A 9,160-nucleotide genomic window follows, 5' to 3' on the forward strand; every position below is an offset into this window, starting at 1 on the left:
CGGTCGTCCCGTCTTGGCCCGCGGTATGAGTGGAGCGAGCAACTCCCACTCCTGGTCGGTGAGTTCGTGACGGCGTATCACGCCACCATGATCCACCATCTAGCGATCTTTGAAGACGGACCCTAGTCCCGACGGCTCCGGGCCGCCGGGCCGTCACCCCGTGCGGGCAGCGCCGCCCGCGGAACGAGCGGCTGGCGGGGCCGGGCGCTGTTTGGCGGCAGGGGGATCGGCTACTCGGCTGCGGGGGCGGGACTGTCCGAGCAAGGGAGATCAGCCATGAACCAGCCAGCCCGACGCAGCAGTGCCGTGGAGCGCACGTGGCCGAGCATGGGGACCTGGGAGCCGTTCGGCGACTTCGAGAAGGTGTGGGGCCGGATGATGGGACGGCTCCTGGAGGAGGCCGCCGCGCCCAGCGGTGAACGCCGGTGGATGCCCATGGCCGAGGAGGAGGAGACCGACGACGCGTACGTCGTGCGGGCCGAGCTCCCCGGCGTGCCGGCGGACAACGTGACGGTCGAGGTGGACGCCGACGAGCTGTGCATCACCGGAGAGCTGAGCGAGGAACACCGCGGCAAGGTGCTGAGCCGCAGGACCGGGCGGTTCGTGTACCGCACCGCGCTGCCGAGCGGGACGGACAGTGAGCACATCGACGCCGATCTGACCGACGGCGTCCTCACGGTGCGCATCCCCAAGGCGGCGACGGCGGAGCGCCGCAGGATCGAGATCGGCAAGGGCAGGAACAAAGAGGCCTAGCCCCGCGCGTGCGGCAGCCGCGAGGGCGCGGGGCCGGTCGTCACTCCGACTCCGCGTCCTCGATCTCGACGAGGTAAGCCCTGTCCCACGTGGCACCGCAGCGGCAGCGGGACTGCTCGACCAGGTTGCCCTCTGCCGTCACTGCCATGCCCAGGGAACGACGGACGTGGACGTGCTGCTCACTCATCGCGGAGTCGCTTTCTTCTCGGATGGACGATTGACCTGATAGTCACCTTTTTGCGTGTGACGCCGCAATGACCCCCATCACACCGGGACAGATCGGTCAATTACCCGGATCGCGACCACACCGCAGATGAAACATTGACATTAGGCGACTCAGGTTTTATCACATGAAGTAGGGCAGGCTACGGTCCGACCCGCATGAGGCGGGGTCGGACGGACGGCGCCCTCAGGTCCTTCACCGGTGCGAGGGCGCCGCTCAGCAGACGGAGGAGGAAGACTGGCATGGCACGGGCAGTCGGTATCGACCTCGGGACGACGAACTCCGTGGTGAGCGTTCTGGAGGGCGGGGAACCAACGGTTGTCACCAACACGGAGGGCGCCAGGACGACCCCGTCCGTCGTGGGCTTCGCCAAGGGTGGCGACGTCCTTGTCGGAGAGATCGCGAAGCGCCAGGCGGTGACGAACGTCGAGCGCACGGCGCGGTCGGTCAAGCGGCACGTGGGCGCCGCGCAGTGGCGTTTCCCGGAGACCGGCAGCATCGACGGCAAGCGCTACACCGCCCAGGAGATCTCCGCGCGGGTGCTGCAGAAGCTCAAGCGGGACGCGGAGGCGTACCTGGGCGAGGATGTGACGGACGCGGTCATCACCGTTCCGGCGTACTTCAACGACGCGCAGCGCACGGCCACCAAGGAAGCCGGGGAGATCGCCGGCCTGAAGGTGCTGAGGATCATCAACGAGCCCACCGCGGCCGCGCTCGCCTACGGGCTGGACAAGGAGAGCGAGCAGACGATCCTCGTCTTCGACCTGGGCGGCGGCACCTTCGACGTGTCCCTGCTGGACATCGGCGAGGGGCTGGTGGAGGTCAGGGCCACCAACGGCGACACCCATCTGGGTGGCGACGACTGGGACCAGCGGATAGTGGACCACCTGACCAAGCAGTTCAAGAACCACTACGGCGTGGACCTGTCCCAGGACAAGATGGCCACCCAGCGGCTGCGCGAGGCCGCGGAGAAGGCGAAGATCGAGCTGTCCGCGGCGAGCGAGACGACGATCAACCTGCCGTACATCAGCGCCTCCGCGGAGGGGCCGCTGCACCTGGAGGAGAAGCTCACCCGGGCCCAGTTCCAGCAGCTGACGGCCGACCTGCTGGAACGCTGCAAGGCACCGTTCCACAACGCGGTCAAGGATGCCGGGATCGAGGTCTCCGACATCAACCACGTGATCCTGGTGGGCGGTTCCACGCGGATGCCCGCGGTGACCGACCTGGTGAAGGAACTGACCGGCAAGGACCCGCACAAGGGGGTGAACCCGGACGAGGTCGTCGCCGTCGGCGCCTCGCTGCAGGCCGGTGTCCTCAAGGGCGAGGTCAAGGACGTCCTGCTGCTCGACGTCACCCCGCTGTCCCTCGGCATCGAGACCAAGGGCGGCATCATGACCAAGCTGATCGAGCGCAACACCACGATCCCGACCAAGCGTTCGGAGATCTTCACGACGGCGGAGGACAACCAGCCGTCCGTGCAGATCCAGGTCTACCAGGGCGAGCGCGAGATCGCGGCGTACAACAAGAAGCTCGGCGTCTTCGAGCTGACCGGTCTGCCGCCGGCCCCGCGCGGTGTCCCGCAGATCGAGGTCGCCTTCGACATCGACGCCAACGGCATCATGCACGTGACCGCGAAGGACCTCGGCACGGGCAAGGAGCAGAAGATGACCGTCACCGGCGGCTCCTCGCTGCCGAAGGACGACATCGACCGGATGATCAAGGAGGCCGAGCAGTACGCCGAGGAGGACCACAAGCGCCGCGAGGCCGCCGAGGTCCGCAACCAGGCCGAGCAACTCGTCCATCAGACCGAGCGGCTCCTCAGGGAGAGCGGGGACAAGATCCCGGGCGATGTGAAGTCCGAGGTGGAAAGCGCCCTGACAGAGGTGAGGGAGAAGCTGAAGGGCGAGGACACCGCGGCGATCCGCGCCGCGAGCGAGCGGGCGGCGGCGGTCGCGCAGAAGATCGGCACCGCGATGTACGCGCAGGCCCGGGCGTCCGGGGCCCAGGAAGGCGGCACTGCCGCCGGCGGTCCCTCGGGCACGGACGAGGAGGTCGTCGACGCGGAGATCGTCGACGAGGAGGGGCACCCGAAGGAAGGCACCGGATGAAGCACCCCTCGCAGGACCACCGGCCCGAACGGCGGCCGGTGGTCGTCCGGGACGAGCGGCGGGCCGGCGCGGTCACACCGTGAAGTGCGACGGATCCGCACCGTACACGGACCGGAACCTTCCGCCCCCGCGCCGCCCGTCGCGCTTCCCCGCGTGCCGGTTTTTTGCCGCGGGCGGCGTCGTAGGCCGCAGACCGCCCGGGGTCGCGCAGGGTGTCGTAGGCGGCCACGGCTTCGGCGAATTCCTCGGTCGCGTCCCCGGTCGGGGCGGGATCGCCGGTGCGCGTGTCCGGGTGCAGGTCACGGACCGGTCTTCGGTACGCCGCGGTGATCTGACGGGCGGACGCGGTGGGCGGGAACCCCAGTACCGCGTCTTGATCGCGCCGTGGCGGCTCCCCGGGCATCACCCTCACCTCCTCCCGGCGGGCGCCCCGGCGTGCGTGACGTGCGGACCGAGAGAAACCTCCTGACAAAGCTGCGTATTGCCCGGCCCGTTGCCTGTCAAGGGACGGCCGGCGGGACCCCGCCGGACCCGTCGGGGCCGCTGCGAAGCCCGACTACGAAGCCGCGACGAGTACGTAGTCGTGGGTCGCCTCGACGGAGACCAGAGTCAGATGGGTCCTGCCCTCCTGGTCGGTGGTCCGCTTCCAGGACCAGCGCTGCGGGGAGTGCGACTCCTCCCTGTCCATGTCCGACGCGCTGTTGCATCCGCCCTGGTAGGTCCTGCGGTTGACCTCGGGTTCCAGGACGATGGTGTCGCCGTCCCCCTGCGCGCTGCCGCGCTGGTACGTGATCCCGTGGCTCCAGCAGCCGCCGTTGCTCACGGCGGCGTAGGTGGACCAGACGTACCCGCCGTCCGAGGTGATCCGGATGCCGCTTCCGGCCCTGGCGTCGTTCGGATCGGCGACCCAGCCGCTGCCCGGGTCGTACAGGTCGAGGCTGCGCTGTCCCAGCGAGAGGTCCGCCGGGTCCTGCCATTCGCCGACGAGTCCCTCGGGCACGGCTCCCGTGGTGGAGTTCCCGGGCTTGCCGTCCGTGCTCTCCGCGGCGGTCGGGGCGCCGGCCGGAACACCGGTGTCCTCGGGGCCGCAGCCGCCCAGCGCCGCGGTCAGGGACAGTGCCACGAACGCGGTGACGGCGATCCGGCCGGACCTTCGGGACGGCACGGCAGGCAGGGAACGCATGGCTGACTCCTGGTTCACGGTTCGCGGTCGGCGACCTCGGGCATCCGGCCGGGGTGCCCGGCCGGAGCGTGCGGGAGGACTGTGCTCAGTTCGTGGCGGGGAGCAGGTACACCCCGTGGCGGGCGGTGTGGGCGGCCAGCTCGTCCGGGTCGGGCCGGCCCGCCGCGGTCAGTGCCCCCATGCCGCGCAGGAAGTCGACGTGGCCCGACCCGGTGGTGACGACCAGGAGTCCGGCCGCGGCACCCGACAGATTGCGGTAGCAGTGCGGCGTGCCCGCCGGCACATGCGCGAAGCCGCCCGTGGACAGCTCCGTCTCCGAGTCTCCGATGGTCAGCGTCACGGTGCCGGCGACGACGTAGAACAGCTTGTCCTCACCGATCGTGTGCAGCGGCGAACGGGCCCCGGGGGCGAGCGAGAGTTCCATCGCCTCCCAACGTCCGGAGGTCTCCTCACCGGTGGCGAGCGCCGTGGCTTCGGCCCCCAGGAGGGCGAACGAGAGCTTGTCGGCCGGCGCGGTGGCTCGGACACGCATGGGATCATCTCCTCGTCAGAGGTGGTACGGGGTGGGAATGCCCATGACGGTACGGACCCGGACGGGTCGCTCCCATCCCTCATTTCAGGGGGGACGCATGAGTACGGTCGGTGACCGTACGCTGGCCGGGCGGCTGCTGGGCCGGCTGGACGGCGGACAGGACCATGTGGCGCTGCGGCGGCAGGCGAGTTCTCTGCTGCGCCGGCACATCGGCTACGACCTCGCCGTGTGGGCGACCGTCGATCCCGCGACGGTGATGTGGACGTCGTGCGTGCTGGACGGGATGTCCCGCGACGAGGAGTTGGAGAACCAGGTCTTCGCCAACGAGTACGGGCAGGCGGACGTGCTGAAGCTGACCGACCTCGCGGCCGGGGACAGGATCGGCGCGCTGTCCGCCGCGACCGACGGCGATCCGGCGGCCAGCCCGCGCTTCCGCGAGGTGCTGGCCCCCAGGGGATTCACCGACGAGCTGCGGCTCGTCTTCCACGACGGGGACTCCGCCTGGGGTGCCCTGTGCCTCTACCGCGCCGGCGGCCGGTTCACGCACGGGGACCTCGCCGAGCTGGCCCCGCTCGGCCGTCCCTTCGCGGGTGCCCTGCGGTCGTCACTGGTCCGTGGCTCCGCCGGTCCGCCCCCGGCCGGCGGGGAGAGCGCCGGGGCGGTGGCCGCCGGGCTGATCCTGGCCGGTACGGACGGCAGGATCCTGGAGATCAACGCCGACGCCCAGGCGCTGCTCGGCGCGCGGAGCCCGGAGGGTCTGCCGCAGGCGGTCCAGGCCGTCGTGGCCCGCCGCGTCGCCGGCCTGCCCGCCAGCACGACCGTGCCGGCCGGTACCGGCTGGCTCGCGCTGCACGCCACGGATCTGGGGGGTTCGCCGGCGGTCGTGGTGGAACGGGTCCGCCCCCAGCAGATGGCGGGGATCGTGGTGCGCAGCCGCGGCCTGACGCCCCGCGAGCAGCACGTGCTCGAACATGTGGCGCGGGGCAGCTCCAACCGGCAGGTGGCACGCGCCCTCGGCCTGTCGGAGTACACCGTCCAGGACCATCTCAAGGCCATCTTCACCAAGTTCGAGGTGAACAGCCGCAATGAGCTCCTTGCCGCCCTGTTCTTCAACTTCTTCGCGCCGCTGCACGCCGCCGACGAGTCCCTGCGGTCCGACACGGCCTGCTGACGCTCTTGAGCGGGAGCGGAGCCGGGTACGGATGAATGCCCCACAGGACGTGCCGGGCGATCGGCCGGAGAAGGCCGGAGCACCGGCGGCGCGGCCGCACACCAGGAAAGGCATTCCGACATGGAGTATGTGAAGCTCGGTCCCACCGGCCTGGACGTCTCCCCCGTCTGTCTGGGCTGCATGAGCTTCGGCGCGCCCGACCGGGGCACCCACGAGTGGACACTGGACGAGGAGCACAGCCGTCCGCTGATCCGGCAGGCGGTCGAGTCGGGGATCAACTTCTTCGACACCGCCAATGTCTACTCCGACGGCACCAGCGAGGAGTTCGTCGGCAGGGCGCTGGCGGACTTCGCCCGCCGTGAGGAGATCGTGCTGGCGACCAAGGTGTACGGCGGCATGCGGCAGGGGCCCAACGCTCACGGACTGTCGCGCAAGGCGATCTTCACGGAGATCGACAACAGTCTGCGCCGTCTGGGCACCGACTACGTCGACCTCTACCAGATCCACCGCTGGGACCCGGACACGCCGATCGAGGAGACGATGGAGGCGCTTCACGACATCGTCAAGTCGGGCAGGGCCCGCTACATCGGCGCCAGCTCCATGTACGCGTGGCAGTTCTCCAAGGCGCAGTTCACCGCGGAGCGCCACGGCTGGACGAAGTTCGTGACCATGCAGAACCACTACAACCTCCTCTACCGGGAGGAGGAGCGGGAGATGCTTCCGCTGTGCGCCGACCAGGGGGTCGGTGTCATCCCGTGGAGCCCGCTCGCCCGGGGCCGGCTCACGCGCGACTGGGACGAGTCCAGCGCGCGCAGCCGTACGGACGCCTTCGGGAAGACCCTCTACAGCGACGCGGACCGGCACATCGCCGAGGAGGTGGCGAAGATCGCCGGGGAGCGGGGCATCCCCCGCGCACAGGTGGCACTGGCCTGGCTCATGGGGCGGCCGGCCGTCACCGCGCCGATCGTCGGCCCGACCAAGGCCCACCACATCTCCGACGCCGTGGCCGCGCTGGAGGTCGCGCTCACGGCCGAGGAGGTGGAACGCCTGGAGAGCCCGTACGTCCCGCATCCGGTGCTGGGCCTCTCCTGAAGCGCGGCCACGGCTGTGCGCCCCGCCGGGACGATCGCCCGGCGGGGCACGGCCGCGGGTGGACCCCGGCTCGGGCTCGGGCGAGGATGCGCAGCCGCGGCCCGACGGCCGCGGTCCGGCGCTGGGCGTTCGACCTTCGGCCTTCGGTGTTCGGCGCTGGGCGTTCGACCTTCGGCCTTCGGTGTTCGGCGTTTTCGGCGATCGGCATTCGTCGTCCGGCCTCGGGACGACCGGGCCCGAGTACTCCGCCGGAAGGCCGGTGCGTCTCCTGCGGGTCCGTCGTACCGGTCGCGCCCATACGGCGGAGCCGCAAATCGGAGCAGCCCGCCGCCCCTGTGTCGCAAGGCGCCGCAGAACCGCGCTCGACTTCGCCGGCGCCGCTCAGCCGGGCGGGGGCGTCCGCGCGCCGGCCCGGACGGGCAGGCTGTGCTCGGCGGCGGCTGTCCACTGGCACTTGTCCGTCGCGTGCCACAGTGTGTCCCGCCGCTCGGCCAGGCCGAACCTGGCCAGGCCCTGAAGGTGCTTGAGCACCGTGGAGGCCTGGTAGCCCACGGCCTCGGACAGCACCTCGACACTCGTGCCCGTGTCCGCGGCCCTGAGCCGGCGCCAGGTACGGGCGGCGGGCCGGCCGAGTCCTCCGTCGCGGGTCGGGGTGCTGAAGACGGGGCCGTCCTCCTCCTCGGCTGCCTCGTCCGGCTCGGTGGCGGACGCCCGGGGTGCCATGGCGCCGGCCTCTGCCGCAGCGGCCCCGGCCCGGGACTCGGACGGGGCGCCGGGCGGGGACCCGGGCGGACGGCCCGGCGCGGCCCCGTCCGGTGAAGCGAGTGCCGTGTCGGCCGCGGCGACCGGCGCCGTCGCGGCGGAAGCCTGCGCGGCCGGCGCCGTCGCGGCGGAAGCCTGCGCGGCGGGCGCCGTGGCGGCGGAAGCCTGCGCGGCGGGCGCCGTGGCGGCGGAAGCCTGCGCGGGCCTGCGGCTCGGTACGGATCCGACCGGACGCGGAGTCCGGTTGACCGTACGGTGTCGACGGCCCTTCTGACGTCGGCTCATCGCATCCTCACCTTCCGTCGGCGGCAGTAATGGCACCTTGAGAACGACAGGCTCCGGCACATGGTCATCAGCCAATCGAAGGATGTGTCGATTCGGCTCCCGGTGTTCGGCGTCCCGGACGGCCCCGGCCTGCCCGGAAGGACTCCGTGCCCCCGGCGCGCCGGCCGACGGATACTTTCCCCATGGACCTGTCCCCGGCCGCGGTCTCCGAACTGCGGAAGAGGCTCGGCAGCACGCTCTTCCAGCGTGTCGCGGGTCCCGAGGGCGCACGGACCCGGGGCCGGATCCACGGCACCCCGGGGCCGCGCTGGTTCGGGCCCGACCGCCCCGTCCGCGTCGTCCACGGCGACGCCTCGATGTTCATCGGCGGGCTGAGCGCACTGCTGCTGCAGTCCCTGCACCCGCTGGCGATGGCGGGGGTCGCCGCCCACTCGGGCTATCGCGGCGACCCGTGGGGGCGGCTGCAGCGGACCAGCGCCTTCCTCGCCGTGACGACGTACGGAACGGCCGACGACGCGCAGCGCGCGGTGGACCGGGTGCGCGCGGTGCACGAGCGCGTCCGGGGCACGACACCGTACGGGGAGCGCTATCACGCGGCCGACCCGCATCTGCTCGGCTGGGTCCACGCCGCCGAGGTCCACAGCTTCCTGAGCGCGCACCGGCGCTACGGCGCACACCCGCTGGACGACGCCGGGTACGACGCCTACGTCGCCGACACCGCACGGGTGGCGGCCGCGCTCGGTGTCGTCGATCCGCCACGCGACCGGGCCGAACTGGCGGACCGTCTGGCCTCCTACCGCCCGGAACTCCGCGCCACCGATGAGGCCCTCGACGCGGCGCGCTTCCTGCTCCTCCACCCGCCCCTGCCCTGGGCCGCCCGGCCTCCTTACGCCGTCCTGGCCGCCAACTCGGTCTCCACGCTCCCGTCGTGGGCCCGCCGGCTGCTCCGGTTGCCGCCCGCGGCGCCGGGCGCGGGTGAGCGCCTCCGTCATCAGCAGCTCGGTGATGCGCACGTTCTGGATCGTGCCGTCCCGCTTGATCCACGCCACGG

At 71.5% G+C, this 9,160-nt stretch carries 8 protein-coding genes and 2 pseudogenes; 5 read left to right on the forward strand and 5 right to left on the reverse strand.

The features are described 5' to 3' along the window. Positions 1-276: 276 nt before the first annotated feature. Positions 277-753 (forward strand): Hsp20/alpha crystallin family protein, encoded by a 477-nt coding sequence (locus GUY61_RS29850; protein WP_166633364.1) that lies wholly within the window; start codon positions 277-279, stop codon positions 751-753. 40 nt (positions 754-793) lie between these two features. Here GUY61_RS29850 and GUY61_RS29855 read toward each other — a convergent pair whose 3' ends face one another. Beyond that, positions 794-940 carry a hypothetical protein gene (locus GUY61_RS29855; protein WP_166633365.1) on the reverse strand — a complete coding sequence of 49 codons (147 nt, stop codon included), beginning with the start codon at positions 938-940 and terminating at the stop codon, positions 794-796. Positions 941-1,218: 278 nt separating this feature from the next. Between GUY61_RS29855 and dnaK the strand changes: the two genes are divergently transcribed. Further along, positions 1,219-3,084 (forward strand): molecular chaperone DnaK, encoded by a 1,866-nt coding sequence (gene dnaK / locus GUY61_RS29860; protein ID WP_166633366.1) that lies wholly within the window; start codon positions 1,219-1,221, stop codon positions 3,082-3,084. A gap of 190 nt (positions 3,085-3,274) precedes the next feature. Here dnaK and GUY61_RS40665 read toward each other — a convergent pair. The 3 genes and pseudogenes from GUY61_RS40665 to GUY61_RS29875 form a co-directional block, all read right to left on the reverse strand. Continuing rightward, a pseudogene (locus GUY61_RS40665) lies at positions 3,275-3,487 on the reverse strand (J domain-containing protein); the annotation flags it as partial. A gap of 153 nt (positions 3,488-3,640) precedes the next feature. Beyond that, on the reverse strand, positions 3,641-4,267 hold the full coding sequence (locus GUY61_RS29870; protein WP_166633367.1) for a hypothetical protein: 627 nt from the start codon (positions 4,265-4,267) through the stop codon (positions 3,641-3,643). A gap of 85 nt (positions 4,268-4,352) precedes the next feature. Next, positions 4,353-4,799 carry a cupin domain-containing protein gene (locus GUY61_RS29875; protein ID WP_166633368.1) on the reverse strand — a complete coding sequence of 149 codons (447 nt, stop codon included), beginning with the start codon at positions 4,797-4,799 and terminating at the stop codon, positions 4,353-4,355. A 97-nt stretch (positions 4,800-4,896) separates the two neighbouring features. On the opposite strand from GUY61_RS29875, the gene GUY61_RS29880 reads away from it, so the two are divergent. Both GUY61_RS29880 and GUY61_RS29885 read left to right on the forward strand, forming a co-directional pair. Beyond that, complete coding sequence (locus tag GUY61_RS29880; protein WP_166633369.1) at positions 4,897-5,970, forward strand: LuxR C-terminal-related transcriptional regulator; 1,074 nt, start codon at positions 4,897-4,899, stop codon at positions 5,968-5,970. A gap of 120 nt (positions 5,971-6,090) precedes the next feature. Then, entirely contained in the window at positions 6,091-7,062 is a 972-nt protein-coding gene (locus GUY61_RS29885) for an aldo/keto reductase (RefSeq protein ID WP_166633370.1), read from the forward strand. Between the two features lie 381 nt (positions 7,063-7,443). Here the strand turns inward: GUY61_RS29885 and GUY61_RS29890 are convergent, their stop codons facing one another. Then, the gene (locus GUY61_RS29890; protein ID WP_166633371.1) at positions 7,444-7,785 is read right to left on the reverse strand and encodes a hypothetical protein; all 342 of its coding nucleotides are present in this window, start codon (positions 7,783-7,785) and stop codon (positions 7,444-7,446) included. A gap of 506 nt (positions 7,786-8,291) precedes the next feature. Here GUY61_RS29890 and GUY61_RS29895 point away from each other — a divergent pair. Continuing rightward, positions 8,292-9,089 (forward strand): annotated as a pseudogene (locus GUY61_RS29895) (oxygenase MpaB family protein); the annotation flags it as partial. Between the last annotated feature and the right edge of the window lie 71 nt (positions 9,090-9,160).

The organism is Streptomyces sp. GC420, from assembly GCF_009916105.1.
Classification (GTDB): Bacteria; Actinomycetota; Actinomycetes; order Streptomycetales; family Streptomycetaceae; genus Streptomyces.

What these genes read in the sequence shown, in the direction of transcription:
- GUY61_RS29850 (WP_166633364.1), top strand. Translation starts at nt 277, where the DNA reads ATGAACCAGCCAGCCCGACGCAGCAGTGCCGTGGAGCGCACGTGGCCG.
- dnaK (WP_166633366.1), top strand. Translation starts at nt 1,219, where the DNA reads ATGGCACGGGCAGTCGGTATCGACCTCGGGACGACGAACTCCGTGGTG.
- GUY61_RS29890 (WP_166633371.1), bottom strand. Translation starts at nt 7,785, where the DNA reads ATGGCACCCCGGGCGTCCGCCACCGAGCCGGACGAGGCAGCCGAGGAG.
- GUY61_RS29870 (WP_166633367.1), bottom strand. Translation starts at nt 4,267, where the DNA reads ATGCGTTCCCTGCCTGCCGTGCCGTCCCGAAGGTCCGGCCGGATCGCC.
- GUY61_RS29885 (WP_166633370.1), top strand. Translation starts at nt 6,091, where the DNA reads ATGGAGTATGTGAAGCTCGGTCCCACCGGCCTGGACGTCTCCCCCGTC.
- GUY61_RS29875 (WP_166633368.1), bottom strand. Translation starts at nt 4,799, where the DNA reads ATGCGTGTCCGAGCCACCGCGCCGGCCGACAAGCTCTCGTTCGCCCTC.
- GUY61_RS29880 (WP_166633369.1), top strand. Translation starts at nt 4,897, where the DNA reads ATGAGTACGGTCGGTGACCGTACGCTGGCCGGGCGGCTGCTGGGCCGG.
- GUY61_RS29855 (WP_166633365.1), bottom strand. Translation starts at nt 940, where the DNA reads ATGAGTGAGCAGCACGTCCACGTCCGTCGTTCCCTGGGCATGGCAGTG.